Consider the following 26,193-nt stretch of genomic DNA (forward strand, 5'->3'; position numbering starts at 1 on the left):
ATGGAGTCACCCATTCCCGCGGGAGCCCTGGCAAGGGCTGAGAGGAAGCTGCTGCAGCTTCGACCGCCGAACCTGCTCCGGGTCATGCCGGCGAAGGAAGCGAGAATACGATGCCCGGTACCTCCATGCCGTCCCCCACCGCTGCGCGGATCGGCGACGATCCGAGGGCCCGTCATGCCGTCCGCGGCGGAATCCTCGGGAACTACGTGGACCAGTTCGACATCTTCCTGCCGGTGATCGCCCTCGCACCGGCCGCGGGCACCCTCCTCGGTGCGGAGAACGTCGCGGCCACCGCAGGGCTGGTCTTCACGGCGACCCTGATCGGGCGCCCCCTCGGAGCCGCGATCTTCGGACCGATCGCCGATCGCGTAGGCCGCACGGCCACCACGAAGGTCGCCCTCGCAGGCATCGCCGCGACGACCCTGCTGATCGCGGCCGTCCCGGGTCACGAGGTGCTCGGCGGCGGGACCGTGGCACTGATCCTTGCCCTGAGGTTCCTCGGCGGCGTGTTCCTGGGCGGCGAATACACCTCCGCCGTCCCGCTGGCCATGGAGTGGTCGGCACCCCGGCGGCGAGGCATGGCGAGCGGACTCATCATGGCGATGTCACCCGTGGCCAACGCGACCATCGCCGCCCTCGTCCTCGTCCTGCTGACCGTCCTCGATCCTGCCTCCTACACCACCTGGGGCTGGCGCGTGCCGTTCGTCGTCGGCGGTATCCTCGCACTCGTCATGCTCCGGTACTACCGGCGCCAGGTCGCGGACGCGCCCGCCGCCGCACAGGTCCCGGCGCCCCGCTCACCGCTGAAGGACGTGCTGGTAGGACGCGACCGGCACGTCTTCCTCCAGACCTTCACCCTGATGACCGGGTTGTGGCTGCTGACCTACATGGCCATCCCGACCCTCACCTCCGAACTGACGAAGGCCGGCACCTTCGACGGTCGCGGCGTCACGCTCACCCTGCTGTGCGCCACGGTTGTCTCCGCGGTCGCCATGGCGCTCTGCGGGCAGGTCTCCACCCTCGTCGGACGACGGCGCTTCTTCATCGGCTTCGGCGTGCTGGCTGCCGTGACGGCCCCTGCCTGCTTCCTGGCGATCTTCGCGGTGGACGGCCCGGTGTCCGTCGTCGTGCTCTGCGCGGCCCTGCAGGTGGTGACCGTCTCGGTGTACGGGCCGGTGGGCGCCTACCTGTCCGAGAGGTTCGCCGGCGGCGTGAGGTCCAGCGGCTACGGCCTGGGGTACAGCCTGTCGATCGTGGCCCCGGCGCTCTACCCCTACTACCTGCCGCCGCTCCAGCAGGCCTTCGGCACCTACGGCCCCATCGCAGCGCTGCTCGTCGTCGCCGGACTGCTGGTGGCGGCGGGTGGCCGCTGGGGGCCGGACACGGACACGCGCACCCCGCTGCGCTGACGGTGGCGGCCGTGGTCCATCCAGACGGCAGCAACCACTCCGCACGGCGCCTCCGGCCGGTCCTGCCTGCCGTCCCGGCGCCCGGAGGGAACTGCCCGAGGACGTGACACCCGTTATGGCGGGCACCTGAGGACCCTGCAAGACTGGCCCCATGACCCGCGGAATATATGTGAGCGCCATGACCAACGGCTCCGGCAAGTCCCTGATCTCCCTGGGCCTGGCCGACATGCTGCACCGGCACGCCGACCGCGTGGGCTTCTTCCGGCCCATCGTCGAGGGCAGTGATCCTGCTGCCGACCCCATGGTCCGGCTCATGCAACGTGCGTTCGACCTCCCGGAGGGCCGCGCCCGCGGCGGCCTCACGCGCGCCCAGGCCCGCGCCCTGCTCGTCACCGGCGACCGCGCCGAGATCGACGCCCGCTGCGTCGCCATCTACAGCGAGATCGCCGCGGAGTGCGACGTCGTCATCGTGGAGGGCACCGACCTCTCCGGGAACGACGCCGCCGTCGAGTTCGATCTCAATGCCCGCCTGGCCAACAACCTCGGCGCCATGGTCCTCGCCGTCGTCAGTGCGAAGGACATGTCCGTCGAGGAGGCGGCCGACGCCGTCGACGTGGCCCGCCGCGAGCTCGACGCCGCGAAGGTGTCCCTCCTCGCCATGATGGTGAACAGGGCGGCGGACGACGCCGTCACCGCCATCAGCGAGCACGTGCGGCCGGGCCGTTCGGGCCGTCCCGTCTACGTGATCCCGGAACTGTCGGAGATCTCCCAGCCCACGGTCTCCGAGGTGTCCGCCGAACTCGGGGCCCGTCAGATCGCCGGCAATTCCAACCTCGAGCGCGACGTCACGAGCGTGCGCGTCGCCGCCATGAACGTCGGCAACTTCCTGCACCTGCTCACCGACGGCGCCCTGGTGATCGTGCCCGGGGACCGCGCGGACGTGCTCGTGGCAACGCTGGCGTCGTCGTTCTCCCCCGAGTTCCCGGTTCCCTCGGGCATGATCCTCACCGGCGGGCTCGCGCCCGATCCCAACATCCTCGCCCTCCTCGCGCAGGCGCCGTTCCCGGTGTTCACGCTCGACGACGACACCTACACGGCGGCTCGGCGCGTCAGCGAGGTGCGCGGTGAGATCGCCAGCGGACTGCGCCGCAAGGCCGCGGCCGCGCTCGGCGCCTGGTCGCGGCAGGTGGACGAGCACGAACTGCTGGAGCGGCTCGAACTCCCCCGCCCCGTCAGCATGACCCCCCTGCGGTTCCTGCACGAGCTCATCCAGCGTGCGCGGTCCGAGCGGCGGCATATCGTGCTCCCCGAGGGCGAGGACATCCGGGTGCTCAAGGCCGCCGAGATCCTGCACCGCCGCGATGTCTGCGACCTCACGATCCTGGGACCCGAGGCTCGCGTCCGAGAACTGGCGACGGGCCAGGGCATCGACCTCACCGGCATCACGCTGATCGACCCGGCGACGAGCGGGTTGCGCGAGGAGTTCGCCGCGGAGTACGCACGGGTACGCGCCCACAAGAATGTCTCCCTCGACCAGGCCCGGGAGCGCATGCTCGAAGGGGCATACTTCGGCACGATGATGGTCCAGCTCGGGAAGGTCGACGGCATGGTGTCCGGTGCCGCGCACACGACGGCGAACACCATCCGGCCCGCGCTCGAATTCGTGAAGACCAAGGACGGCGTGAAGATCGTCTCCTCGGTGTTCCTCATGCTTCTGCAGGACCGCGTGCTGGTGTACGGCGACTGCGCCGTGAACCCGGACCCCAACGAGGAGCAGCTGGCGGACATCGCAGTGGCCTCGGCCGAGACGGCGGCGCAGTTCGGCGTCGAGCCCCGCGTGGCCATGCTGTCCTACTCCACGGGCGAGTCCGGCAGCGGCGGAGCCGTGGACGAGGTGCGGCGCGCCACCGAGCTCGTGCGGCAGCAGCGGCCCGATCTCGCGGTGGAGGGGCCCATCCAGTACGACGCCGCCGTGGACGCCTCGGTTGCCGCCTCCAAGCTCCCGGGCTCCTCGGTGGCAGGCCAGGCGACGGTCTTCATCTTCCCCGACCTCAATACCGGCAACAACACCTACAAGGCCGTGCAGCAGTCGGCCGGTGCCGTCGCCGTCGGGCCCGTCCTCCAGGGCCTCCGGAAGCCGGTCAACGACCTCTCGCGCGGTTGCACCGTGGAGGACATCGTCAACACGGTCGCCATCACCGCGGTCCAGGCCCAGCAGCCCGCCGCCTCCTAGCCTCCCCCGCCCCTCCCAGGACAGGACCCCCCATGATCATCCTCGTCATCAACTCCGGCTCGTCCTCGCTCAAGTACCAGGTGCGCGAGGGCGACGACATCCTCGCGGAGGGCCTGGTGGAGCGCATCGGCGAGGCCGAGGTGCCGGACCACGCGGCGGCGCTCGACCGCGTGGACGGCGAGGTCGCCGCGGCCCTCGACGGGCGCGGGATCGACGCCGTCGGACACCGCGTGGTGCACGGAGGTGAGCGCTTCAGCGAACCCGTGCTGATCGACAACGAGATCACGCGTGCCATCGAGCGGCTCAACCCGCTGGCACCCCTGCACAACCCCGCCGCCGTCACCGGGATCAGGGCCATCACCGGGAAGTGGCCGAAGATGCCGCAGGTGGCGGTCTTCGACACGGCGTTCCACCGCACCCTGCCCGAGCACGCCTGGCGGTACGCGGTGCCGGACGAGCTGTACCGGAGGTTCGGCATCCGCCGCTACGGCTTCCACGGGACCTCGCACGCCTATGTGGCCCGCGGTGCCGCCGAGCTGCTCGGCGCCGGCACCTTCACCGGCGTGATCGCGCACCTCGGCAACGGCGCCTCCGCCACGGCAGTGCGCGACGGCGAGAGCATCGACACCTCGATGGGTTTCACGCCCCTCGAAGGACTCGTGATGGGAACGCGCTCCGGCGACATCGACCCGTCCATCCTGCTGTTCCTCCTGCGTGAGGGGTACTCGGAGCAGGACCTCGACACGCTCCTCAACCGCAACAGCGGGCTGAAGGGACTGACGGGCACCAACGACATGCGCTCGGTGACCGAGGCTGCGGAAGCCGGCGAGGACCGCGCCAAGCTCGCCATCGAGGTGGCCTCCTACCGGCTCGCGAAGTACATCGGCGGCTACCACGTCGCGGTCGGCGGCGCAGAGGCGCTCGTCTTCACGGCCGGCATCGGCGAGAACGCATCGGCCTTCCGCAGCGCCGTCGTCTCGAAGCTCGGAGCCCTCGGCCTCGAACTCGACGAGGCCAGGAACGGCGAGCGCAGCAAGAAGGCCCGTGTCATCAGCACGGCGTCGTCCGCCTTCCCCGTCCTCGTGGTGCCCACGGACGAGGAAGCCGCGATCGCGGAGGCGACCGCCGCCGTCGTCAGCACGTCCTGACCGGTGCCATGACGATCCTGCGCATGGCCCTCCTGTTCGTCCTCGCGGCCGGGGCGGAGATCGGCGGCGCCTGGCTGATCTGGCAGGCCGTCCGTGAGGGGCGTCCGTGGTGGTGGGCGGGGCTCGGGATCATGGCCCTCGGCGCCTACGGTTTCGTCGCGACACTGCAGCCGGAACCGAATTTCGGGCGGATCCTCGCCGCGTACGGGGGCGTCTTCGTGGCAGGATCACTCGCCTGGGGCGTGTTCGTCGACGGATTCCGGCCCGACCGGTGGGACCTCATCGGTTCGGCGGTCTGCCTGGCCGGTGTCGCCGTGATCATGTTCGTGCCGCGTCCTGCGGCCTAGTCCGGGCCCCGGTCGGGCACGGGCAGTCGGACCGTCCGGCCCTACGCCGCACCCAGCAGGCGTGCCAGCCCGGCCGCGAGCGCCCCGACCACGACCACGACGAGGAACGGCGCCCGCAACCAGAGCGCGACGGCGGCAGCAGCCAGGGCGGCCACCCGCGCGTCGACCACGAGCAGCTGTCCCGACGCGAACGTGTTGACCGCCGTCAGCGCCGCGAGCAGGCCGATGGTCACGGACCCCGCGACCCGCAGCATCCTCGGATTGTCGAGCAGCTTCGCCGGTACGAGGAACCCGAGGAACTTCGTCGCGATCGAGATCGCGCACGCGAGCAGGATCCATCCCCAGAGGCTCATGCGCCCCCCTTCGGCGCGCCGGGACCGCCCCCGGAGCCTTCCACCGGGCGGGCTCCCGGGGCCGCCGCGTTGCTTCCCGACGTGGCGGGGTAGGGCTCGACGTCGGGCTCGAGGCCTTCCGTCGCCGGGCCGAGGCCCGAGAGCCCCAGGCCCGCGGCCACCACCGCGGCGATCAGGATCGGCACGCCGGGAGGGACGAGCGGCACGGCGATGAGCGTGACGACGGCGCATACGACGGCGATCGCCGCGGGGTCGCGAGTACGGATCCGGGGCCAGAGCAGCCCGAGGAACGCCGCGACCGCTGCACCGTCGAGGCCCCACCGGGCGGGGTCACCCATCGCATTGCCCGCGAGCGCCCCGACGAGGGTGAAGAGGTTCCACAGCACGAACACGCCGATGCCCGCGGCCCAGAATCCGCGGCGCTGCTCGGCCGGATCCGTCTGGCCCGTTGCCGTGGCCACGGACTCGTCGATGGTGAGATGCGCGGCCGGCAGTTTCTGCCGGCGCGACGGCCGCAGCAGCACGTTGACCTGCATCCCGTACACGCCGTTGCGGATTCCCAGCAGGGCGGCGGCGGACATCGCGGCGATCCCGCTGCCGCCCCCGGCGATGACGCCGATGAAGGCGAACTGGGAGCCGCCGCTGAACAGCAGCAGGCTCAGCGCCATGGTCTGCAGGAGGTCGAGGCCGGCCGCGACGGACAGCGCGCCGAAGGACAGGCCGTACAACCCGGTCGCGATGGCCACGGAGAGTGCGACTCGGACCGCCGGAGATTGGAGAAGCACCACCCGACAAGGCTAGGCGACATGCTGCCCGGCTTCCCATTCGTGTCGAAGAAGGGAATAGTAGGAAAGGAAAGCCTACTTACTACCCGGAGGAGCACCACATGAAGGCAGTGACATGGCAGGGCAAGCGCAACGTCAGCGTCGAGAACGTCCCCGATCCCACGATCCAGGAACCCACGGACGCGATCATCCGCATCACCTCGACCGCCATCTGCGGCTCGGACCTCCACCTCTACGAGGTCCTCGGCCCGTACATGCACAAGGGTGACATCCTCGGCCACGAGCCCATGGGGATCGTCGAGGAGGTCGGCGCGGGCGTCACCAAGCTCAAGGTCGGCGACCGCGTCGTCATACCGTTCAACATCTCCTGCGGGTACTGCTTCATGTGCAAGCGCGGACTGCAGTCGCAGTGCGAGACGACCCAGGTCCATTCGGCAGGATCCGGCGCGGCCCTGTTCGGATTCTCGGAGCTCTACGGCTCCGTGCCCGGCGGGCAGGCGGAGTACCTCCGGGTGCCCTTCGCCGACTACGGCCCGGTCAAGGTCGGCTCGGAGCTGCCCGACGAGCGCTACCTCTATCTCTCGGACATCCTGCCCACCGCATGGCAGGGCGTGCAGTACGCCGATGTGCCGAAGGACGGCGTCCTCGCGGTCTACGGCCTCGGGCCGGTCGGCCAGTTCGCGGCCCGTATCGGCAAATACCTCGGCCACCGTGTCATCGCCGTCGAACCCGTTGCGGAGCGCCGCGACATGGCCAAGCGCCACGGTGTCGAGACCATCGACTTCACGAAGGACACCGCCGAGGAGCTGCGTAGCATGACGAACGGCCGCGGGCCGGACGCCGTCGTCGACGCCGTCGGCATGGAAGCCCACGGCTCGCCCGTCGGCGCCTTCGCCCAGCACGCCGTCGGCATCCTGCCCGACAAGCTCGCCCAGAAGGTCATGGAGACCGGCGGCAGCGACCGCGTGACCGTCCTCCATTCGGCGATCGACGCGGTCCGCCGGGGCGGCACCATCTCCCTCAGCGGCGTCTACGGCGGTGCCGCGACCCCGATGCCGATGCTCACCATGTTCGACAAGCAGCTCCAGTTCCGCATGGGCCAGTGCAACGTGCGCCGCTGGACGGACGAACTCCTGCCGATCGTCGAGGAGCCCTCCGACCCGCTGGGCGTCACCGACCTCATGACCCATGAGGTCTCGATCGACGAGGCCCCTGCCGCCTACCGGAACTTCCAGAAGAAGACGGACGGCGCCATCAAGGTGGTCCTGAAGCCGCAGGGCGTCACGGTCTAGCCACCCAGGCGGAGGGAACGACGGCGGATCCCACGCGATGGCCCGGGATCACTCCCGGGCCATCGACTCGTGGGAATCGGCCTCGCCCCGGGCTATCTGCAGGGCATCCGCCGCCCGCACCAGGGCCAGGTGCGAGAAGGCCTGGGGGAAGTTGCCCGCCATGCGGTTGTTCACGGCGTCGTACTCCTCGGACAGCAGTCCGAGTTCGTTGGAGTAACCCACCAGCTGGTCCATGAGGTGTTTCGCCTCGTCCAGCCGGCCCCCGTGCGCGTACTGCTCGACGAGCCAGAAGGAGCACGCCAGGAACGGGTGCTCACCGGGCTCGAGTCCGTCGTCCGAGCTGTCGGTGCGGTAGCGGAGCAGGAGTCCCTGCGCGTCCAGCAGATCCTTCTCGATCCGCTCGACCGTGCCGAGCATCTTCGGATCGTCGTAGTCCAGGAACCCCACCTGCGGTAGCTGCAGCAGCGAGGCATCCAGCTCGGATCCGTCGTAGACCTGGGTGAAGCTGTTCAGCTCATGGTTGAAGCCACGCTGCATGATCTCCTCGCGCAGTCCGTCCCGGATGTCCGTCCAGTGCTGCTGCGGACCGCTCAGCCCGTGGTCCCGCACCGCCCGGACCGCACAGTCGAAGGCCGCCCACATCATCACGCGGGAGTGCGTGAAGTACTGCAGATCGCCGCGCATCTCCCAGATCCCGTGGTCGCGGTCGTTCAGATGCTTCTCCGCGAACCCCAGCAGCGCCCGCTGCAGGGGCCAGGAGAAGCTGTCCTCGGTCACGCCGTGGCCGCGGAGTTTCTCCAGCGCCACCATGACCTCGCCCACGACGTCGGCCTGGTACTGGTCCACCGCACCGTTTCCCACCCGGACGGGCACCGAGTCCGCGTACCCGGGCAGGTGGCCCAGTTCCCGCTCGGGCAGCTGCCGCTCACCGGCCAGCCCGTACATGATCTGCAGGTCCTCGGGATCACCGGCGACGGCCCTCAGCAGCCAGTTGCGCCACTCCAGCGCCTCCTCGGCGAACCCGTGCGTCATCATCGCCTCGAGGGTCAGCGCAGCATCACGCAGCCAGCAGAAGCGGTAGTCCCAGTTGCGGGCTCCACCGAACTGCTCGGGCAAGGACGTCGTCGGAGCGGCGACGATCCCCCCGGTGTCCTCGTGCGTGAGTGCGCGCAACACGAGGAGCGAGCGCTGGACGGCGTCGGCGTACTCGCCGTCGTCCAGGCAGCTGGCACCCCAGGCCCGCCAGTAGCTGATCACGCTGTCGAGCGCCTCGTCGATATCCAGTGCCGGCGGCTTGTCACGGTGCGAGGGGTACCAGACGAGTTCCAGGTCGACGACGTCGCCTTCGGCCACCTCGAACGTGCCCTCATGGCGGTGGTCCGCCGCCGTCAGCCGGGGTCCGCGCAGCAGCAGGGCATCGGGGCCCGCGATGGCGAGGAGCACCGGGACGCCGTCCTCCGTCCCCTGGCTGACCCACGGCACGATATCGCCGTAGCCGAACCGGATCTCCAGCTCCTGCCGCAGGGTGACGCTGCCGCGCAGGCCCTGGATGCGCCGCACCACGTTGGCCCGCCGGTCCGTGAGCGGCATGAAGTCGGTGACCAGCACCTCTCCCCCCGGAGTCCGCCAATGGGTCTGGAGGACGAAGGTCGACGAGATGTAGCTGCGTTCCACCACCTCGGCCTCCGTGGACAGCGGTGCCACGAGCCAGCGGCCGTGCTCCGGGGTGCCGAGCATGGCGGCGAAGACGGAGCCCGAGTCGAACCGGGGGAAGCAGAGCCAGTCCACGCTGCCGTCCCGGGAGATGAGCGCACCGGTATGGAGGTCGGAGACGAGCGCGTAGTCCTCGATCGGTGATTGCATCTCTCCACTCAACCACAACGGCCCACGGGGGTTGAACGGTTACCTGCTGTTGCCCTCGAAGGCCATCCGGATCCGCGCCGGGTAGTCCGACGTCATCTCCTGCACCCCGAGCTCCGCGAGGAACAGGGCGTCCTTCACGGAGTTGACCGTCCACGCCCGTACGCGCACGCCGTCCCGGATCCACCGCCGCACCCGCTCCGGGTGGCTGCGGATGTACCTCATGCCCGGGCCGGCCATGCCGACCTCCTGGTGGTCGACGAGCCGCTCCCCTTCCTTCAGCGCCCTCTTCATGATGGTGATCAGCGCTCCTTCGGCGATCGCCCCGAAGCTCAGGGCGGCCCGGACCTCCTTCGGGCTCACATCGGACACCAGCTGGCACAGCAGGTGGTGGGGTGCGGACTCGGCCAGATGCCGCATCGAGTCCGGGTTGAAGCTCATGAAGCTCACCTCGATGGTCCCGAGCGTCGACGATTCCGGATCCCATCCCTCGTCCATGAGGAACGCGATGAGTGCCTCCTCCAGGCGCAGCCCGAAGGGGCTCGGGTGCTTGAGCTCGATGGCGAGCCTGATCGGCCGCCCTGCCCGGCGGAGGATCGCCAGGAGATCGGAGAGGGACAGGAGCTGGTCCGCCGCGTCCCCGTACTCCGCCGGGATCGACACGCCCTTCCAGGAGGACACGTCCAGTACGCGCAGCTCCGCCAGCGTCCGGTCCGCCACTTTCCCTGAGACGTTCGTGGTGCGGTCCAGCGTCGTGTCGTGCATGCACACGAGCTGTCCGTCACCGGTCAGGTGGACGTCGCACTCCACGCCGTCGGCGCCGTCGGCCAGCGCCTGCAGGTAGGCCGCCCGCGTGTGCTCGGCAAAGACGCCGCTGCTGCCACGGTGGGCGAAGATCACAGGAGGCACGGACCATCCCTTCGGTCGTCGGTGGTGGTCCTATCACGGTACGTGACCGCTATCCGGTGCACCATCGGCCGGCGCCCGACGACGGACAGGAAGGCGCGCTCGATAGACTCGGGAGGGTGAATGCTCAGATGACCGGCACCGATGCGGAGCGTGCGGCCGCCCTCCGCCGCATGAAACTGCTGGCCACGGGCCTCCTGGCGGTCATGGCCGTCATCTTCGTGGTGGCCTTCGCGCTGCAGGACACCTACCCCTGGCTCGAATACGTGCGGGCGGCAGCCGAGGGCGGGATGGTCGGCGCACTCGCGGACTGGTTCGCCGTCACCGCACTCTTCAAGCACCCCATGGGCCTGAAGATCCCGCACACCGCGATCATCCCGCGCAAGAAGGACCAGATCGGCGAGTCACTCGGCCAGTTCGTGGAGGAGAACTTCCTGTCGGAGGAAGTGGTCCGCGCCAAGCTGGACTCCGCGCGGATAGCCCAGAAGGCGGGCGCCTGGCTGGAGAAGCCGGAGAGCGCCGACCGCGTGGCCGCCGAGGGTGCCGCCCTGATCCGTGGCATGTTCACGGTCCTGAACGACGACGCCGTGCAGGGCGTCATCGAGTCCATGGTCCGCAAGCACCTGCTCGATCCGCCCTGGGGGCCTCCCATCGGCAGCATCGCCGAGCGCATCTTCGCCGAGGGGCACCACCACAGGCTGGTGGACCTGCTCGTGGACCGGGCCGGCGACTGGGTGGACGCGAACTACGCCGTGGTCACGCGGGTCGTGGCGCAGCGTTCCCCCACCTGGGTGCCGCGCCTCGTCGACGGCGTCGTCGGCGACCGCGTGCATGCCGAGCTGTCCAAGTTCATCCGCGCGGTGCAGGACGATCCTCAGCACGACGTCCGTCTCGCCGTCGACAAGTACCTGCGGGACCTCGCCCAGGATCTCCAGCACAAGCCCGAGACCATCGCCAAGGCCGAGGAGATCAAGGGCCAACTGCTCGACGACCCCCGCGTCCGCGACCTCACCGCCCGCACCTGGGCCACGATCAAGAACGCCCTCCTCGAGGCGGTCAATGACCCGGACAGCGAACTGACGTCCAACTTCAAGGCCGCCGTACGCGACTTCGGTTCACGCCTGACGAGCGACGACGACCTGGCCGGCAAGGTCAACCGGTGGATCGCCGACGGCGCCTCCTACGCGGTGCGCACCTACCGGAGCGAGATCGCCGGCGTCATCTCCGAGACGGTCGGCCGGTGGGATGCCGAGGAGACGTCACGGAAGATCGAACTGCAGGTCGGCAAGGACCTGCAGTTCATCCGCATCAACGGCACCGTGGTCGGCTCGCTGGCCGGCCTGGTGATCTTCGCCGTCGCGCACGCGATCTTCGGTTAGGCCCTCTTCTGGGCGGTGCCCGGCTCGGGAAGCCGGAGGACATCGGCCAGCTCCCCGGGAATGGTCTGCGGCAGCGGGCCGAAGGCCTCCCGCGTGGTCCGGATGACCGTCTTGCCCATGAGGTGGTTGCCGGTACCGCCGATGACGGCGCCGACGCCGAACGGCAGGGCCCGCCCCAGCATGAAGCCTCCCTGCTTCGCGAGGAACTTCTTGAGGAAGCGGCGCTGGATGGACCCGGTGACGGTCTTCACGAGCGAGGTCGGTGCGGACTTGTCGACCAGCTGGCCCCAGTACTGCGGGGCACCCTGCCCGGCGGAAGCACCGAGGATGGACCGGATCAGCGCGGTGCCCTCCTCGCCCATCAGGATCGCCATCACCATGGCGCGGGACCTCTCGGGATCCTGTGTGTTGATCCCGTGCAGCTCGGCGACGGACTCGGCGTACAGCGCCGTGGCCTCGAGGAAACCGACCGTCGCGGCGGCGGAGAGCCCCAGGGAGGCGATGGTGCCGACCGCGGGCACGGCAGCGGTGGCACCGACAGCGGCTCCGGCCGCCGTCGTGGCCCGCAGGTAGTCCCGCTCGAGCAGCCGCGCCAGTTCCGCCGGGGAGGCGTCCGGGTTGCGGCGGCGAAGTCGGTTCAGGTTGGCGAGGATCAGCGGCCGCTGGACATCCAGCGCCCGTTCGATCCCGCGCAGGATTCCGGGCTTGGGGTTGCCGTCCTTGTCGAACAGCGTCCCGTTGGCTGCCTTGACGGCGGGGTTCTCCTTGTTACGGCCGAACATGTTGGTCCTCCACAGCTGGGTCGGTGGTCGCTGCACCCGAGTCTAGGGTGGGGCGGCCCCGGGCGGGTGGGCGTTCTGCTGGTGGCGCAGGCCGGCCGCTCCGGGACGATGCGTTTAACGGTGAAGGGCGCCACCGTTCTCCGGTGACGCCCTTCTCGCAGCCGCTCCCCCACGGTGCAGCTACGTGGTGCCTAAGGCTAGACGCGCGAGCCCTTGCGTCCGGTGATGAGGCCGTAGATGAAGAGCACGATCAGCGCGCCCAGGACGGCGAACAGGATCGACGGCAGGGAGAAGGTGCTACCCATGTCGATGCCGAGGATGCTGCCGCCGATGAAACCGCCCAGGAAGGCGCCGACGACGCCGAGGATCATGGTGACGATGATGCCACCGCCCTGCTTGCCGGGCATGATCAGCTTGGCGAGTGCGCCGGCGAGGAGGCCGAGGATAAGGAATGCGATGAAACTCATGTGGTGCTCCTTGAGTGATGAGCCACCCGCCCGAGGACGAGCTGCTGTCGAATAATCCGGTGCATCGAAGTGCAACTAGCTGCAACTGTACTTCATCAGCATGCTTAGGGTGCAATCGTAGCACCAAGCTAATCCTGCTTACCAAGGCTTCCGGATGAATCTTTCCCGAACTGTTGCAGGAGCCGACGGGGCGGACAGCGGTGACGCAAAGCCCGGTATTGCGGCGAATCGACCGTATGATGGGCACAAGCGGGCCGCCTCGGGAGTAAGCGGCAGGGTCAGTGAAACCGCTGGGGAATTCTCTCGAAACTGCCAACAAAGACATAGCGGAGGTTTTTCTAATGCGAATCGGTTCATCCATTTTCCTTATTGCACTCGGTGCAGTTCTTGCTTTCGCGGTCCGGGTGCAGGTCAGCTTCGTGGATCTCGTGCTCGTCGGTTACATCCTGATGGCTGTCGGTGTGATCGGGCTCATCGCCTCCCTGGTCCTGGCGGCCCCACGTAGGCAGGCGCGTGTCTCGGAGTCGCGATCCGTGGTGGATCCGGGCACCGGCGAGACCATCACGCGCAGGGAGTCCCGCGACACCGGGATCTGACATCCCGTCAGAAGAGCAGACGAAGAAGGGCCGGACGTGACCGTCCGGCCCTTCTTCATCTGCGTTCTCGTTTGGACAGCACCGAAAGTCCTTGACCCACCGCGCGAACCGAAGATATAGTCACTAAACCAAAAACAAACCCACATCCCGGGTCCCTACTCCGGCCGAAGACGACGAGGTCCTCATGTTCGCGGAAGAGCGCTATCGCCAGATCAGCAGCCTGGTCTCCGCAGACGGCCGCGTCACCGTTGCCGGCCTCTCCTCACGCTTCGGCATCACCAAGGAGACGGTCCGCAGGGACCTCGCCCTCCTCGAGAACGACGGCGTCCTGCGCCGTGTCCACGGCGGCGCCATCGCCGGCAGCGGAGCCACGACGAAGGAAGCGAGCCTCACCAGCCGTTCCTCCCAGCACTCGCCCGAGAAGAAGCGCATCGCCCGGACCGCACTCTCCATGGCGCCCGTGACCGGCGCCGTCGTGCTCGACGCCGGTAGCACCACCGGCGCGCTCGCCGAACTGCTGGTCGAGGAGGCGCGCCCGGGACTGGCGGTCGTCACCCACTCCGTTCCCATCGCAGCGCTCGTCTCCGGCGCCGGCCTGAGCGTCGAGCTCGTGGGCGGCCGGGTCAGGGCGCTGACGAGCGCCGCCGTGGGGAGCAGCACGGTGGCACACTTCACGCGCCTTCGGGCCGACGTCGCCTTCGTGGGTACCAACGGCATCGGCGCCGGCTTCGGCCTCAGCACTCCTGATGTCGACGAGGCGGCCGTGAAGACGGCGATCGTCCGCTCGGCACGCCGCGTGGTACTCCTCGCGGACTCGTCCAAGTTCGACGAGGAGACCCTCATCAGCTTCGCCCACCTGGAGGAAATCGATGCACTCATCACCGACCACGCACCCCGGGGCGCCCTCGCGGACGCACTCGCCGACGCCGACGTGGAGGTGATCCTCGCGTGATCGTGACCTTCACGGCGAATCCCAGTATCGACCGCACCGTCGAACTCAGCGCCCCCCTGGCCCGCGGCGCGGTCCAGCGTGCCGTGCACGTGGTGCAGGAGGCGGGCGGCAAGGGTGTCAACGTGAGCCGCGCCCTGGCCATGTCGGGCATCAGCACGCTCGCCATCCTGCCCGGAGATGACGACGACGCCGTCCTCGCGGGACTGCGCGGGATCGAGGTCCCGTTCCGCAACCTCCCGATCGGCGCGGCCCTCCGCACCAACACGGCCATCACCGAGCCCGACGGCACGACGACGAAGATCAACGAGCCCGGCCCCGAACTCTCCGCCGAACTCCTCGAGGACCTCCTCGCCGTCGTCGTGGCCGAGAGCGACGGAGCGGACTGGCTGGTCCTGGCCGGATCCCTCCCCCCGGGTGTGCCGCCGACCTTCTACACGAGGGTCACAGCAGCCGTCCGCGGGACGTACGGCCTGTCGGCGCCCCGCGTCGCGATCGATTCCTCGGGCGAGCCGCTGATCGAAGCTGCTGCGGGCGTCCCCGCGCCGGACCTGCTCAAGCCCAACGCCGAGGAGCTCAGTGAACTCACGGGCATCGGCACGGGCGACGAGCTCGAGCAGGATCATGAAATGGCCGCCAAGGCCTGCGCGGTGCTCATCACCGCGGGGGTCGGAGCGGTGCTGGCGACCCTTGGGTCCAAGGGTGCCCTGCTCGTGACGAACACGGGAGCATGGCATGCCGTGCATCCGCCCGTCACGGCGCGTTCCACGGTCGGCGCGGGAGATTCCGCACTGGCCGGCTACCTGCTGGCGCATGCAGCAGGCGAACTCCCGGAGAACTGCCTGCGCCAGGCCGTCGCCCATGGATCGGCGGCCGCCGCCCTTCCCGGCTCCACCGTTCCATCGCTCGACCAGACGACGCCGGCCGCCGTCGTGGTCACACCCCTCATGGTCACCCTTCCCGTGATCGAACCAAGCGTTACCGGGTCCACTGACGGGCCCCCTGCACAGGAGGAATTCTGATGTCCGATCTCATCACTCCGGAGCTCGTCACTCTGGACCAGGACCTGGGGACCGAACGGTCCTCGGTGATCCGCCACCTCGCGGAGCAGGTCGCCGCGCAGGGCCGCTCGACGGAAGTCGACGGCCTGTACGCGGACGCCCTCGCCCGGGAGGAGAAGACCTCGACCGGTGTCCCTGGCGGTATCGCCATCCCGCACTGCCGCTCGAAGGCGGTCTCCGAGGCGACGCTCGCCATGGCGCGCCTCTCACCGGCGGTGGACTTCGGGGCCAAGGACGGCCCCGCGGACCTCGTCTTCTTCATCGCGGCCCCCGACGGCGCCGACCAGGAGCACCTCAAGCTGCTGTCCAAGCTGGCCCGGTCCCTGATCAAGAAGGACTTCACCGCCTCGCTGCGCGCCGCGCAGACACCGGCCGACGTCGTCGCGCTCGTCAACGGCGCCCTCGGCATCGGGGCCGCTCCCGCGACGGCGGGCGCAGGAGCCCACGCCGCCGGTGCCTCCGGGCAGCCCGCGACCACGGCGCGTGCGAGTGAGGCCGCCGCCACGCTGGGCACCTCCCCCGCCGGGACCGACACCACCGGACCCGCCGTGGACTCCGGCCGGGCGACGGACACCAGGGTGCGGCGTATCGTCGCCGTCACGGCCTGCCCCACCGGGATCGCCCACACCTACATGGCCGCCGACTCCCTCGTCGCCGCCGCCAAGGAGCGCGGGATCGACCTCCAGGTGGAGACCCAGGGCTCCTCGGGCGCCACTCCCCTGGATCCGGCTGTCATCGCGGCCGCCGACGCCGTCATCTTCGCCGTCGACGTCGACGTCCGTGACAAGCAGCGCTTCGCCGGCCTCCCGGTGATCAGCGCACCCGTCAAGCGCGGCATCGACGAGCCGGGCGAGATGGTGGAGGAAGCGGTCGCCGCCGCACAGAACCCCAACGCCCGCAGGGTCGCCGGGACGGCCGGTGGCGAGCAGGCCGACGACGACGGCGGCCGGGACGGCATCGGCAGCACCCTCAAGCGTGCCCTGCTCACCGGTGTCAGCTACATGATCCCCTTCGTCGCCGGTGGCGGCCTGCTGATCGCGCTGGGCTTCCTGCTCGGTGGGTACCTCATCACCGAGACGGCCGACGCGGTCGTGCTCGAGAACAGCCTCGCGAACCTGCCGGACGGCGGACTGAGTGAGTACCTCGGTGCCGTGGCCTTCAAGATCGGCCAGTTGTCCCTCGGGTTCCTGGTCCCCGCCCTCGCCGGGTACATCGCCTACGCCCTCGCGGATCGTCCCGGCATCGCCCCCGGTTTCGTGGCCGGCGCGGTGGCGGGCTTCATGGGAGCAGGGTTCCTCGGCGGCATCGTCGGCGGCCTGCTCGCAGGCTACGTCGCGATGATGATCGGGCGCCTCTCGGTACCCCGCTGGCTCCGCAGCCTCATGCCGGTCGTCATCATCCCGCTCGTCGCGTCCATCGTGGCCTCGGGCCTCATGTTCCTCGTGCTGGGCGGTCCGATCGCCGCGATCACGGACGGGCTCAACAACTGGCTCTCGGGCCTCACCGGCACCGCTGCCGTCGGGCTCGGCCTCATCCTCGGCCTCATGATGGCCGTGGACCTGGGCGGGCCGGTCAACAAGGTGGCCTACTCCTTCGCCGTCGCCGGGCTGAGCGCCGGGTCGATCGACAACCAGGCTCCCTGGCAGATCATGGCCGCCGTCATGGCCGCCGGCATGGTCCCTCCGCTGGCCATGGCGCTCGCCACCACCCTCGATCGCCGCCGCTTCACCGTGGCGGAGCGCGAGAACGGCAAAGCCGCCTGGCTGCTGGGAGCGGCGTTCATCTCGGAAGGCGCGATCCCCTTCGCCGCAGCCGATCCGCTGCGCGTCATCCCGGCCTCCCTGCTGGGATCCGCCGTCACCGGTGCCATCGTCATGGGCAGCGGAGTGACGTCGCAGGCACCCCACGGCGGCATCTTCGTCTTCTTCGCCATCGGCAACATCCTGATGTTCGTGACCGCGATCCTCGTGGGAACGGTCATCTCGGCCCTCGCCGTCATGGCGCTCAAGCGCTACGCCACCAGCAAGAAGGACGCCGTCGGCGCAGAGCCGGTTGCAGCCTGACCCCCAGTCCGGTTGGCTGTACTGGGAATCCACCTATCGAAGGAGCACATCATGGCAGAACGCAAGGCAACCGTGGCGAGTCGCGTGGGACTGCACGCCCGCCCGGCCTCCATCTTCGCGGAGGCCGCAGGTGAGCTGCCCCTCGAGGTCACCATCGCCATGGACGGCGAGCCCGCGGAGGAGGCGATGGACGCCTCGAGCATCCTCTCGCTCATGAGCCTCGGGGCATCGCACGGCGACGTCATCGTGCTGCGAGCAGAAGGCGAGGGTGCGGCGGACGCGCTGGAGGGCCTGGCCCGGATCATCGAGACGGACCACGACGCCGAGTAGGCCGCATACCGAAAAGGGCACCATCCGCCGTCGATACGTGGCGGGTGGTGCCCTTTTCGGCGTCCCCTGCGCTCAGGACCAGGTAGGTGGGTCCACCCGTTCTAATGGACACACCTACCTGCCGGGTAACGATCCGCTGACCCCCCACGGACAGCGGCAGTTACATAATCATTATTTTTGCACGCCGACATAGAACCGTGAATACGGCAAGGACACGATTGCGTCACTTTTCTGCACTGAGGGCACAGTGACCCGGACTCCATGAACCGGTCCGGCTAGGCGAGTTTGTTGGACTCGCTGTTCCGCCTCCTGCCGAGGGTGTGGCTCAGCCAGATGAGGCACAGTCCCAGGACCGTCAGCACGATTGCCGAGAACGGCAGGAGGATGTCCCAGGCCATCAGCTCCAGGGGTGTCAGCCTCAGCAGCACGAACACCACCACGAGCGAGAATCCGAGCGCCAGGAACGCGGACGCCACCCGATGGATGATGCGCGCGTGCCGGTCGGCCATCGCGGCCACCGCGGGAATCACCAGGCAGGCCGCCACGTACCCGGGGTAGAGACGGCCTACGGCAGCATACTGCTGCACCGTGTCCTGGTCCTCGAAGTCGGCCAGACCCGTCGAACTGCCCGCCAGTTCACTGGCGATGAAGAAGTAGAGCGTCGCCGCGACGGTCAGGCCGAGGATCGCCAGGCCGAAAGGCCCCACGATCAGGCGGCGCGCCAGGGGGGATTGGAAGGCTGCGGCCATCCGGATCCCGAGCAGCACGAAGACGGCGTAGAGCGTCAACCGGAGAAGCAGGTTCGCGATGTTCGCTCCGCCCAGGAGGGCGTCCGCGGCGTCGTAGATCGGCCCCAGCGACAGGCCGACCGCGACGGTGAGCAGCACGAGGGCCAGGAAGACCGTCCGCCCCTGCCCCCTGCGCGCACCGGGTACTCGCAGCGCGGCTCCGACCGCACACAGGACGAGCGCGATCCACTGGATGGCGATGACCGTCATCCGAGGTTCTCCCACATCACGCGGTCCTTGCCGTCGTCGAGCTCCGCGCGCCGGATCTGCTTGCCGAGGACGTCGAGCCGGTCGCGGGCCAGGAACACGAGATCGAGGTCGCTCAGGGCGCAGAGGGCTCGGGCGCGCCCGTCCTCGGGCCACCCGCCCTCCTCCGGAGTGAGCAGTCCGGTCACCACGAGCCCGCTGGTCAGAGAGACGCCCGCGATACGAGCTGCCTGCACGGCGATCCCGGGAGCGAGCCGCCCTGCCGTGAGCTGGGCGGAGAGGTTCTGCCGGGCGACTCCCGTGCTCGCGGCGAGTTGCTGGCGGAGGTCACCCGGATCGATGGCCTCGATCCAGGCCCGGACGGAGTTCCGGTGGGGAAAAGGGGCGAGGCCCTGCTGCAGATCGGTCCCCATGCACTCCCTGTCCTCGCTGCGCGCCACGAGCAGGCGAAGGATGTCGATGTGGGAGACCTGGCTGACGAGTTCCGCGTCCGTAGGCTCCCTCCTTCCGGCGGGAAGGTCCCCGTAGCCGTCGAAGACGGCAAGCGCGTCCACCGGTGGGACCCCGTACCCGCGGGCGATGGCCACGACGGTGGAGACCGACACCTTGCCCCGCACGAGCTGCTGGGCGAGGGTCGAACGCTTGATGCCGGCGAAGCGGCAGGCATCGGACACCGTGTCCTGCGGAGCGATCTGGGAGCGCCACAACTGGAAGGCTTTGGCTGTGACGGCCATCATCACCTTTCGATTGGACTTTTCGGTCTGGTGTCGAAGTATACTTAGATCGCTGGCTCCGATTTCTGCGATTCCCCCATACGCAGAACTCGGAGCCAGCTCCATTTAAGCGGCTCGTCAGTCCGCTCGAGACGCCCGGCCGGTGCCTACCAGCGCACCTTCTTCTCCTTCTTCCCCTGCTTGCTGCTCTCATGGGCTGCCTTGGCGTGGCCGGCACCTGTCGCCGCCGTCGGCTTGGCCGTCTGGTTCTTCTTCGCGAGGGCAAGCTGTGCGCGCGGATCGTCCTGCAGCTTCCGGGGAGCCGGGCCCTTCACCGTCCCCTCGGTGCTCGAGGCCTCCTGCCCATCCGCGTGGGACTGCTTGTTCTGGGGCGTGCTGGTCATGGTGTTCCTTCCTGGTGCGTGCACCCACGGAACGGCTCGGAACAGAGCGGCACCGTGCGGGGGTCGAGCTGCGGGTGCCGGAGGACCGGACAGAATCAGTGGGCGCCCTTGGAGTGCTGTCATCGACAAGTGGCGTGGAGCGGAGCCGGAGCCCGCTCGACTACTGAAAAAGGATCGTCCTCATGCCATCGACCGTACACCGGCCGTCGTGCCGCGACAAGGTATCTTCCGGGCCCTGCAGCCCGGACCGGGCCTAGCGCTGCCTGGCACCGGTGACGGTGACATCCACGTAGACCAGGCGGTGGTCGCTCGTGGGGAAGGGGAAGATGCCGGTCAGCTCCGAGCCGGGCGTGCCCACCCGGGGCCAGAAGACGCCGGAGCCGGAGACCCGCAGGCTGCGTGACGGGAGCACGTAATCCGCGCGGATGTTGCCGGCCGTGCGGTCCTCGAAGTCCGCCGTGTCGAACTGCGCGTCCCCGCGGTGGGCGGCATTCGCGCCGCCCTGCAGCGCGGACGCCTCGGTGGCGCCGTTCGAGGACGGCAACGGATCCTGGATCAGCCTGTTCCCGAGCAGCTGGTCGATGGACCCCGGGAGCGAGTCGCCGTCGAGAGGGTCGCTGTTCTGGTCACCCATGATGACGAAGCGCTCCCCGCGCGCGAGGCCACCTGCCACCCTGCGGTCGTCCTGGATGTAGGCCGCGCCCGCTCCGCCGGTCACGTAGTCGGACCAGAACCGGATCTCGTCGCTGTTGCGCTTGCCGTTGCGGTCTTCCTCGCCGTCGAACACAGGAGGCGTGGGATGGCTTGCGAGCACGTGGACCGTCCTGCCACCGACCACGACCGGGATGTCCCAGTGGGACTTGCTGGACAGGGGAAGCACGGCGAGCTCGGCCGACGAGTACCAGTCGCCCGGCGTATCCGTGGCCGGGTTGTCGGGAAGCAGCGCCCCGGGCATGTCCTTCCACAGGAAGTCCTGGAAGGTGCGTACTGACTCCATCTGGATGGGGTACCTGGAGTAGACGACCATGCCGTACTGGCCCTCGAACGCGCCGAACCCGAGCGCATCACCCGCACCACCGGTACCGCCGTCGTTGTCGAGGTCGAAACCGCTCGGGACCCCCGTATTGGACGGAGCGGTGAAGACGTACGGGTACTCCACCGGGTCCTGCCGGTTCTGGCTGACCTGGAGGTAGTTCCGGTTGAACAGGTCGGCGGCCCTGTTGCCGGGCGCGTAGTCGAACTCGTTGAGGAGGACGACGTCGGGCCGGTTGATCTGGACCACCTCGGCGATCGCACGCGCCTGGGCATCGTCCGGTGTGCCGAGGTGCCGCACGAGGTCCCCGGGGGCCTGGCGGTTGAGGCTTGCATTGTAGGTGGCGAACCGGACGCCCTGCTGGCCCTGCCCGCCGTCCGGAAGCACGGAGCGGCTCTCTTCCGAGGGGCGGGCGAGCGCGGCCGGCGCCGGGGCGAGAAGAAGGGATACGGCCAGCACTGCGGCTGAGCACTGCGCCAGGACGCGCATGGTGCCCCCTCTCCCGGTTCGCGTGCCGGCCGGTCCGGAAGACGGCCGGCGACCACAGTGGTTCGTTTCGGTAACTTAACCCTAGCCGCGCAAGGTGCCCTGCAACCGGCTCGGAGGTAACGATTGAAGGTCGACGGGAGCCGCCCGGTGCCGAGCCCCCACCCCCTCCCGGCAGGCTCCGACACGCTGCTCGGCTCGCGCGAACGCCTGTTCGAGGCCGGCCACGGCTTCTGCGTACCGCCTCCGATCAACCGAATCCTCCCCGGAGGAGTGGACGCCCGTGCCGCTTTCGGCCGCCGCACGCAGGGCACGGACGACGGCCCGGCCCTCGGGCCGGGCGGAATCGTGCATAGCCGGGTAGCGCATCGCCTTCCAGGGATCGAGGTCGTAGTCCGCCCAGCGCCGGATCACCTCGTCGTGGCGCCGGTGCAGTTCCGCCCACGCGGCTGCTCGCGAGGACTGCGCGGCCGCCCGGCTCCGCCTGGCCTGGCGCCACCAGGCCCAGCCGGCGGCTGCGGCCGAGGCGACCAGGCCCACCACCAGCGCCAGGGCGATGCCCGGCCCGCCGGGCAACGCTAGGACGGCCCCCGCCCCCGCGATGACGGCGGCTCCCCCGAACGCGATCCAGAAGTAGTCGTCCGCACCTCCCCTGCGGCGGGACACCTCGTCGAGACGCCAACCCGCCAGCGCAGCGGCGCCGACCATCACGAAACAGGCGACCAGGCTTCCCGCGGTGCCGACAGTGTCCATGGATACCTCCCTGCCCGGCCGTGGCGCCTCCGGCGCCTGTTCCAGCCGTCGAGTAGTTCTTCGTACAAGTCCAAACGAGCGGCGGCTGCCCGTCAATCCCCACGTCGCCCGGAGCGCGCCCTGCCGTCGGCAGGAGTCCTGTGACAGGCTGGGCCAGGTTTTTCGTCGTCGTGCCCGCGGGCACCGGGAAGGAGTGGTTCGTGCCGCTGTGGCTGCAGGCATTCGGCTGGGGGGCGATCGCCGGAGGCGCCCTGCTCCTCGGCTCCGCCATCGCCTGGCGATGGAAGGTGCCGCCCCGCACCGTATCCTTCGTGATGGCCTTCGGCGCAGGGGTCCTCATCTCCGCGCTCGCCTTCGAACTCGTCGCCGAGGCGCAGGAGAGCGGAGGGCTCGCCCCGACGGCGCTCGGCTTCCTCGTCGGGGCCGTGACGTACGTCGGCGCGAACGCGGTCCTCGCACGCCAGGGCGCGCAGCACCGCAAGCGGTCCGGCGCCCAGCAGCCGTCGGAGTCCGACGACGCCGGCAGCGGCAATGCGATCGCGCTCGGAGCACTGCTCGACGGCATCCCGGAGTCGGTGGTCCTCGGTCTCGGACTCGTGGCGGGCGGGGCGGTGAACCCGGCCGTCCTCGTCGCGATCTTCATCTCGAACGTCCCCGAAGGGCTCTCGAGCACTGCGGGCATGAAGAACGCGGGGCGCAGCTCGCGCTATGTGTTCGGCCTGTGGGGCGGGATCGCGCTCGTCTCGGGCCTCGCGGCCCTCGCGGGGTACTCCCTGCTGGCAGGGGCCTCCGGCGTCACGGTCGCGATCATCACGGCGATCGCCGCCGGCGCGATCCTCGCGATGGTGGCGGACACCATGATCCCCGAGGCCTTCGAGAAGCAGCACATGCTGACCGGGCTCATCGCCGCCCTCGGCTTCCTCACGGCCTTCGTCGTCCACGAGGTCTCCGGCTAGGCCTCCGGACGAGGAAGGACCCCGGGCATCCCGGGGTCCTTCCTCGCGTGGTGGGCCCTGAGGGGCTCGAACCCTCGACCCACGGATTAAAAGTCCGTTGCTCTAGCCAACTGAGCTAAGGGCCCGCCACACCGCCACCCGCCGCGTACCCGTCCATCCATGAATCCGCAGCCAGGAGCGATGACCCGCTAACTTTATCGCAATCGCTCCCCCTCCGAGGACTGGCCCCGAACCACGCCTTCCGGCCCGAAATTCCGCAGGAGTATCCTCGTTCCATGGACGGCGACTACACGAACAACAGCCCACGGCCCCACAAGCCGAAGCCCTTCGCTCCTGCGGACTTCGAGGTCTTCGCGGGCGGAGTCGATCCCTCGCGCGTGTCCGAGGCCGCCCATATGGCAGCGCATGCCCTGGTGCACCACGGGCGTGACGCCGAGGACCCGGACGTGACCCGCCGCCTCGTCGAACTCGCCGACCGGCAGGGCCTCGAGGCGATCGCGGAGATGTGGGCCGAGAGCCCCGCACGCTCGCTGCCCGGAGCCCTCTGGCGCCTGTACGCGCTGAGGGCAGCCACCCAGCAGAACCCGGATCGCATCGCCGCCTACTTCGCCTCGGGCAAGGAAGCGGCCCAGGTGTCGAAGGTCGTGGCCGGCGTGGCCGAGCCGCCGGGAGCCACCGAGATGACCACGATGGCCGACACCATCCTGTCCGGTGCCTTCGAGGGGGACTTCGATGTCGCCCTCGAACGGTTCGCCGCGTTCTGCCGCGTCGTCGCACTCGGCCAGGCCAACCACGCCGACGACGCCGAGCTCGCCAACGGTCCCCATGCCTCGAAACTGACGCGCAATTCGCACCAGCTGATCAAGACCGCCGAGGACCTGGAGCACGCCGCGGCGTCGTGGCGGCGCGGAGAGCTCGACTGACCCGCCCGCCGGCGCCGATGTTGACAGCGGCTCCGGGAAGGGCAAGACTTAAATCGGCGTCGGACCGTGGAACCCCCGGGCTTCAACACTCAGCCGCTCCGAGCGGCCTTCCGCCGAGAGGCGCTCCCGGTTCGACGCCACTACTTTGCTCTCCTGCACACAGCGCGGCTCCGGCCGGAGCGCTGACACCTCCATATCCTCCGAGGAAGACTCCGTGAAATTACGCCTCTTTCCTCAGGAGAACGCTGGGCTGGAACTGCTCTCCCGCATGGCACAACAACTCGTGCTCGGCGTCGGAACGATGTCCGCGATCCTCGGCGCATCCACGCAGGAGTACGACCGCCTCTCCGAGGAACTGCACCAGCACGAATCGGCGTCCACCGACCTGCACTTCGCGCTCCTGACCTCCATGCGCACGTCCTTCATCAACCCGCTCCCGCGCGAGGACCTCTACGTGCTGTCCCGCCTGCTCAACGAGGCCATCGAGAAGCTCGACGGCGCCGGGGAGCTGATCGCGCTGTACAAGCTGAGCAAGCTGAGCCAGCGGGCCGCCGACCAGCTCGAGGTGATCAACCGGCAGGCCGAGCTGACCGCCGTCGCCATGCAGAGGCTCAACTCCATGGAGGACCTCGAGGAGTACTGGATCGAGATCCTCCGCCTGGCACGCCGGGCCGAGCGGACGCACCGCAGCTGGTGCGCCGAGCTCCTCGACGACCACAAACCCCTCGTGTACGCGCGGCACCGCGACGTCGCGAACCAGCTGGTCGACGTCACCAAGGACATCCGGCGGGTCGCGACCCAGGTGGGTAGCATCCTCGTCAAGGAATCGTAGGTGGAGCCACTCCTCCTCGGTGTGGTGATCGTCGCCGCCGGCGGCTTCGCCTTCCTCAACGGCTTCCACGACGTCTCGAACTCGGTTGCCACCGCGGTGCGGACGCGGGCGCTGACCCCGACCGTCGCCGTCCTGCTCGCGGCGCTCTTCAATCTCGTCGGGGCGCTGCTCAGCACATCGCTGGCATTGTTCTTCACGGACGCCGGGATCGGCCTTCCGCCCGGCTCGACGGGCCTCGGGATCCTCATCGCAGCCCTGGTGTCGGCGTGCATCTGGGGTCTCGTCACCTGGTACCGCGGCAAGCCGTCGTCGTCCACCCACGCGCTGCTCGGCGGCATCATCGGAGCCGGAGCAGCCTCCCAACTGACCGACGGCCCGGCCATGAGCGGCGCCGGGGAAACCGTCCTGCTGCAGATCGTGCTGCCCCTCGTGCTCTCACCGGTCGTGGCCTACCTCCTGGCGTACGCCGCCGTCTTCCCTGCCACCTGGCTGCTGCGCCACGGATCACCGGCGAAGGTCAACCGCGGGAACCGCATGGCGCAGTCGGTCCTCGCGGGCGCATTCGCCCTCGGGCACGGGCTCCAGGACGGCCAGCGCACCATGGCGGTCATGCTGCTCGCCCTCGTCGGCTCGGGCTACGCGACCGGCTCCGACATGCCCCTGTGGGTCCAGCTCTTCGCCGCCCTGCTGCTGACGGCCGGATCGCTCCTCGGCGGGTGGCGCATCACGCACACGCTCGGCAACAGGCTGGTGCACATCGATCCGCTGCGCGGCATGACGGCCCAGGGCGTGAGCTCGGCGATGCTGTTCATCGGCGCCATCTCGCTGCACTTCCCGCTCTCGAGCACCCACACCATGACGTCCGCGATCGTCGGGGCCGGCGCCAACCAGCGCTTCGCCTCCGTCCAGCGGCCGCGGGTGGCGCGGATCGTGGCGATCTGGCTCGGGACGGCACCGGCGACGGCACTCATGGGTGCGGTGTTCTTCCTGGCGCTGAGCCCGCTCCTGTAACAGCCACTCACGCAGGCCGGCTCCACCCCGCCGACCCGGCGCGGCATCGTCCACGGTGCACGCGTCCCCCGGAACGTACGACGGCGGCCCCCTCGGGAGCCGCCGTCGTCGTCAGGCCATCAGTACC

The 26,193-nt window shown here is 69.4% G+C and carries 26 protein-coding genes, 1 tRNA gene and 1 riboswitch; of the genes, 15 read left to right on the forward strand and 12 right to left on the reverse strand.

Going from position 1 to position 26,193, the window contains the following annotated elements; translation table 11 throughout:
* The first annotated feature begins 8 nt into the window (after positions 1–8).
* A riboswitch (TPP riboswitch) is annotated at positions 9–116 on the forward strand.
* The 4 genes from AC1MFI_RS04535 (at position 111) to AC1MFI_RS04550 (ending at position 5,137) form a co-directional block, all read left to right on the forward strand.
* Positions 111–1,409, forward strand: coding sequence for an MFS transporter (locus tag AC1MFI_RS04535; RefSeq protein ID WP_479819947.1), 1,299 nt, complete (start codon positions 111–113; stop codon positions 1,407–1,409). It overlaps the preceding riboswitch by 6 nt.
* A 151-nt stretch (positions 1,410–1,560) precedes the next feature.
* A complete protein-coding gene (gene pta, locus AC1MFI_RS04540; protein ID WP_479819948.1) occupies positions 1,561–3,642 on the forward strand; it encodes a phosphate acetyltransferase in 2,082 nt (693 codons plus the stop codon).
* Positions 3,643–3,674: 32 nt separating this feature from the next.
* The gene (locus AC1MFI_RS04545; protein ID WP_479819949.1) at positions 3,675–4,790 is read left to right on the forward strand and encodes an acetate/propionate family kinase; all 1,116 of its coding nucleotides are present in this window, start codon (positions 3,675–3,677) and stop codon (positions 4,788–4,790) included.
* Between the two features lie 8 nt (positions 4,791–4,798).
* Complete coding sequence (locus AC1MFI_RS04550; RefSeq protein WP_479819950.1) at positions 4,799–5,137, forward strand: YnfA family protein; 339 nt, start codon at positions 4,799–4,801, stop codon at positions 5,135–5,137.
* Between the two features lie 41 nt (positions 5,138–5,178).
* Here the strand turns inward: AC1MFI_RS04550 and AC1MFI_RS04555 are convergent, their stop codons facing one another.
* The gene (locus AC1MFI_RS04555) at positions 5,179–5,490 is read right to left on the reverse strand and encodes an AzlD domain-containing protein (RefSeq protein ID WP_479819951.1); all 312 of its coding nucleotides are present in this window, start codon (positions 5,488–5,490) and stop codon (positions 5,179–5,181) included.
* Positions 5,487–6,278 (reverse strand): AzlC family ABC transporter permease, encoded by a 792-nt coding sequence (locus AC1MFI_RS04560; protein ID WP_479819952.1) that lies wholly within the window; start codon positions 6,276–6,278, stop codon positions 5,487–5,489. The genes AC1MFI_RS04555 and AC1MFI_RS04560 overlap by 4 nt, the downstream gene beginning before the upstream one ends.
* Before the next feature lie 98 nt (positions 6,279–6,376).
* Between AC1MFI_RS04560 and AC1MFI_RS04565 the strand changes: the two genes are divergently transcribed.
* Entirely contained in the window at positions 6,377–7,567 is a 1,191-nt protein-coding gene (locus AC1MFI_RS04565) for a zinc-dependent alcohol dehydrogenase (RefSeq protein WP_479819953.1), read from the forward strand.
* A 48-nt stretch (positions 7,568–7,615) separates the two neighbouring features.
* On the opposite strand, the gene AC1MFI_RS04570 is transcribed toward AC1MFI_RS04565, so the two are convergent.
* On the reverse strand, positions 7,616–9,448 hold the full coding sequence (locus AC1MFI_RS04570; RefSeq protein ID WP_479819954.1) for a glycoside hydrolase family 15 protein: 1,833 nt from the start codon (positions 9,446–9,448) through the stop codon (positions 7,616–7,618).
* A 21-nt stretch (positions 9,449–9,469) separates the two neighbouring features.
* Positions 9,470–10,336, reverse strand: coding sequence for a glycerophosphodiester phosphodiesterase (locus AC1MFI_RS04575; RefSeq protein WP_479819955.1), 867 nt, complete (start codon positions 10,334–10,336; stop codon positions 9,470–9,472).
* A 128-nt stretch (positions 10,337–10,464) separates the two neighbouring features.
* Here AC1MFI_RS04575 and AC1MFI_RS04580 point away from each other — a divergent pair, with 128 nt between their 5' ends.
* Positions 10,465–11,712 carry a DUF445 domain-containing protein gene (locus AC1MFI_RS04580; RefSeq protein WP_479820782.1) on the forward strand — a complete coding sequence of 416 codons (1,248 nt, stop codon included), beginning with the start codon at positions 10,465–10,467 and terminating at the stop codon, positions 11,710–11,712.
* Here the strand turns inward: AC1MFI_RS04580 and AC1MFI_RS04585 are convergent.
* Complete coding sequence (locus AC1MFI_RS04585; protein WP_479819956.1) at positions 11,709–12,530, reverse strand: hypothetical protein; 822 nt, start codon at positions 12,528–12,530, stop codon at positions 11,709–11,711. The two genes, AC1MFI_RS04580 and AC1MFI_RS04585, sit on opposite strands and share 4 nt — an antisense overlap.
* 161 nt (positions 12,531–12,691) lie before the next feature.
* Positions 12,692–12,961 carry a GlsB/YeaQ/YmgE family stress response membrane protein gene (locus AC1MFI_RS04590; protein WP_479819957.1) on the reverse strand — a complete coding sequence of 90 codons (270 nt, stop codon included), beginning with the start codon at positions 12,959–12,961 and terminating at the stop codon, positions 12,692–12,694.
* A gap of 341 nt (positions 12,962–13,302) precedes the next feature.
* Between AC1MFI_RS04590 and AC1MFI_RS04595 the strand changes: the two genes are divergently transcribed.
* The 5 genes from AC1MFI_RS04595 (at position 13,303) to AC1MFI_RS04615 (ending at position 17,960) form a co-directional block, all read left to right on the forward strand.
* The gene (locus tag AC1MFI_RS04595; protein WP_479819958.1) at positions 13,303–13,557 is read left to right on the forward strand and encodes a DUF6458 family protein; all 255 of its coding nucleotides are present in this window, start codon (positions 13,303–13,305) and stop codon (positions 13,555–13,557) included.
* Positions 13,558–13,741: 184 nt separating this feature from the next.
* Positions 13,742–14,509, forward strand: coding sequence for a DeoR/GlpR family DNA-binding transcription regulator (locus AC1MFI_RS04600; RefSeq protein ID WP_479819959.1), 768 nt, complete (start codon positions 13,742–13,744; stop codon positions 14,507–14,509).
* Entirely contained in the window at positions 14,506–15,528 is a 1,023-nt protein-coding gene (locus tag AC1MFI_RS04605) for a 1-phosphofructokinase family hexose kinase (RefSeq protein ID WP_479819960.1), read from the forward strand. Before AC1MFI_RS04600 ends, AC1MFI_RS04605 begins: the two co-directional genes overlap by 4 nt.
* Complete coding sequence (locus tag AC1MFI_RS04610; RefSeq protein WP_479819961.1) at positions 15,528–17,630, forward strand: PTS fructose transporter subunit IIABC; 2,103 nt, start codon at positions 15,528–15,530, stop codon at positions 17,628–17,630. The genes AC1MFI_RS04605 and AC1MFI_RS04610 overlap by 1 nt, the downstream gene beginning before the upstream one ends.
* Before the next feature lie 51 nt (positions 17,631–17,681).
* Entirely contained in the window at positions 17,682–17,960 is a 279-nt protein-coding gene (locus tag AC1MFI_RS04615; RefSeq protein WP_400483330.1) for an HPr family phosphocarrier protein, read from the forward strand.
* Between the two features lie 275 nt (positions 17,961–18,235).
* On the opposite strand, the gene AC1MFI_RS04620 is transcribed toward AC1MFI_RS04615, so the two are convergent.
* The 5 genes from AC1MFI_RS04620 to AC1MFI_RS04640 all read right to left on the reverse strand — a co-directional run bounded on the left by AC1MFI_RS04620 (position 18,236) and on the right by AC1MFI_RS04640 (position 22,344).
* Positions 18,236–18,958 carry a hypothetical protein gene (locus AC1MFI_RS04620; protein WP_479819962.1) on the reverse strand — a complete coding sequence of 241 codons (723 nt, stop codon included), beginning with the start codon at positions 18,956–18,958 and terminating at the stop codon, positions 18,236–18,238.
* A complete protein-coding gene (locus AC1MFI_RS04625) occupies positions 18,955–19,692 on the reverse strand; it encodes a hypothetical protein (protein ID WP_479819963.1) in 738 nt (245 codons plus the stop codon). Before AC1MFI_RS04625 ends, AC1MFI_RS04620 begins: the two co-directional genes overlap by 4 nt.
* A 143-nt stretch (positions 19,693–19,835) precedes the next feature.
* Complete coding sequence (locus AC1MFI_RS04630; protein ID WP_479819964.1) at positions 19,836–20,072, reverse strand: hypothetical protein; 237 nt, start codon at positions 20,070–20,072, stop codon at positions 19,836–19,838.
* Between the two features lie 253 nt (positions 20,073–20,325).
* Entirely contained in the window at positions 20,326–21,594 is a 1,269-nt protein-coding gene (locus tag AC1MFI_RS04635) for an endonuclease/exonuclease/phosphatase family protein (RefSeq protein ID WP_479819965.1), read from the reverse strand.
* An 81-nt stretch (positions 21,595–21,675) separates the two neighbouring features.
* Positions 21,676–22,344, reverse strand: a complete 669-nt coding sequence (locus AC1MFI_RS04640) for a hypothetical protein (protein ID WP_479819966.1) — start codon at positions 22,342–22,344, stop codon at positions 21,676–21,678.
* Between the two features lie 200 nt (positions 22,345–22,544).
* On the opposite strand from AC1MFI_RS04640, the gene AC1MFI_RS04645 reads away from it, so the two are divergent.
* Entirely contained in the window at positions 22,545–23,300 is a 756-nt protein-coding gene (locus tag AC1MFI_RS04645; RefSeq protein ID WP_479820783.1) for a ZIP family metal transporter, read from the forward strand.
* A 48-nt stretch (positions 23,301–23,348) separates the two neighbouring features.
* Here AC1MFI_RS04645 and AC1MFI_RS04650 read toward each other — a convergent pair.
* Positions 23,349–23,425 (reverse strand) — tRNA-Lys (locus tag AC1MFI_RS04650).
* Between the two features lie 150 nt (positions 23,426–23,575).
* Between AC1MFI_RS04650 and AC1MFI_RS04655 the strand changes: the two genes are divergently transcribed.
* From AC1MFI_RS04655 to AC1MFI_RS04665, 3 genes are all read left to right on the forward strand, one after another.
* A complete protein-coding gene (locus AC1MFI_RS04655; RefSeq protein WP_479819967.1) occupies positions 23,576–24,223 on the forward strand; it encodes a hypothetical protein in 648 nt (215 codons plus the stop codon).
* Between the two features lie 214 nt (positions 24,224–24,437).
* On the forward strand, positions 24,438–25,055 hold the full coding sequence (locus tag AC1MFI_RS04660; protein ID WP_479819968.1) for a DUF47 domain-containing protein: 618 nt from the start codon (positions 24,438–24,440) through the stop codon (positions 25,053–25,055).
* Positions 25,056–26,066, forward strand: a complete 1,011-nt coding sequence (locus tag AC1MFI_RS04665; protein WP_479819969.1) for an inorganic phosphate transporter — start codon at positions 25,056–25,058, stop codon at positions 26,064–26,066.
* Positions 26,067–26,193: the final 127 nt, after the last annotated feature.

The sequence above is a fragment of the Arthrobacter sp. BC5 genome (assembly GCF_056680255.1).

Coding starts and splice junctions, on each gene's coding strand:
- AC1MFI_RS04535 (WP_479819947.1), top strand. CDS start 111: ATGCCCGGTACCTCCATGCCGTCCCCCACCGCTGCGCGGATCGGCGAC.
- pta (WP_479819948.1), top strand. CDS start 1,561: ATGACCCGCGGAATATATGTGAGCGCCATGACCAACGGCTCCGGCAAG.
- AC1MFI_RS04545 (WP_479819949.1), top strand. CDS start 3,675: ATGATCATCCTCGTCATCAACTCCGGCTCGTCCTCGCTCAAGTACCAG.
- AC1MFI_RS04550 (WP_479819950.1), top strand. CDS start 4,799: ATGACGATCCTGCGCATGGCCCTCCTGTTCGTCCTCGCGGCCGGGGCG.
- AC1MFI_RS04555 (WP_479819951.1), bottom strand. CDS start 5,490: ATGAGCCTCTGGGGATGGATCCTGCTCGCGTGCGCGATCTCGATCGCG.
- AC1MFI_RS04565 (WP_479819953.1), top strand. CDS start 6,377: ATGAAGGCAGTGACATGGCAGGGCAAGCGCAACGTCAGCGTCGAGAAC.
- AC1MFI_RS04580 (WP_479820782.1), top strand. CDS start 10,465: ATGACCGGCACCGATGCGGAGCGTGCGGCCGCCCTCCGCCGCATGAAA.
- AC1MFI_RS04590 (WP_479819957.1), bottom strand. CDS start 12,961: ATGAGTTTCATCGCATTCCTTATCCTCGGCCTCCTCGCCGGCGCACTC.
- AC1MFI_RS04595 (WP_479819958.1), top strand. CDS start 13,303: ATGCGAATCGGTTCATCCATTTTCCTTATTGCACTCGGTGCAGTTCTT.
- AC1MFI_RS04600 (WP_479819959.1), top strand. CDS start 13,742: ATGTTCGCGGAAGAGCGCTATCGCCAGATCAGCAGCCTGGTCTCCGCA.
- AC1MFI_RS04610 (WP_479819961.1), top strand. CDS start 15,528: ATGTCCGATCTCATCACTCCGGAGCTCGTCACTCTGGACCAGGACCTG.
- AC1MFI_RS04615 (WP_400483330.1), top strand. CDS start 17,682: ATGGCAGAACGCAAGGCAACCGTGGCGAGTCGCGTGGGACTGCACGCC.
- AC1MFI_RS04620 (WP_479819962.1), bottom strand. CDS start 18,958: ATGACGGTCATCGCCATCCAGTGGATCGCGCTCGTCCTGTGTGCGGTC.
- AC1MFI_RS04625 (WP_479819963.1), bottom strand. CDS start 19,692: ATGATGGCCGTCACAGCCAAAGCCTTCCAGTTGTGGCGCTCCCAGATC.
- AC1MFI_RS04630 (WP_479819964.1), bottom strand. CDS start 20,072: ATGACCAGCACGCCCCAGAACAAGCAGTCCCACGCGGATGGGCAGGAG.
- AC1MFI_RS04635 (WP_479819965.1), bottom strand. CDS start 21,594: ATGCGCGTCCTGGCGCAGTGCTCAGCCGCAGTGCTGGCCGTATCCCTT.
- AC1MFI_RS04640 (WP_479819966.1), bottom strand. CDS start 22,344: ATGGACACTGTCGGCACCGCGGGAAGCCTGGTCGCCTGTTTCGTGATG.
- AC1MFI_RS04655 (WP_479819967.1), top strand. CDS start 23,576: ATGGACGGCGACTACACGAACAACAGCCCACGGCCCCACAAGCCGAAG.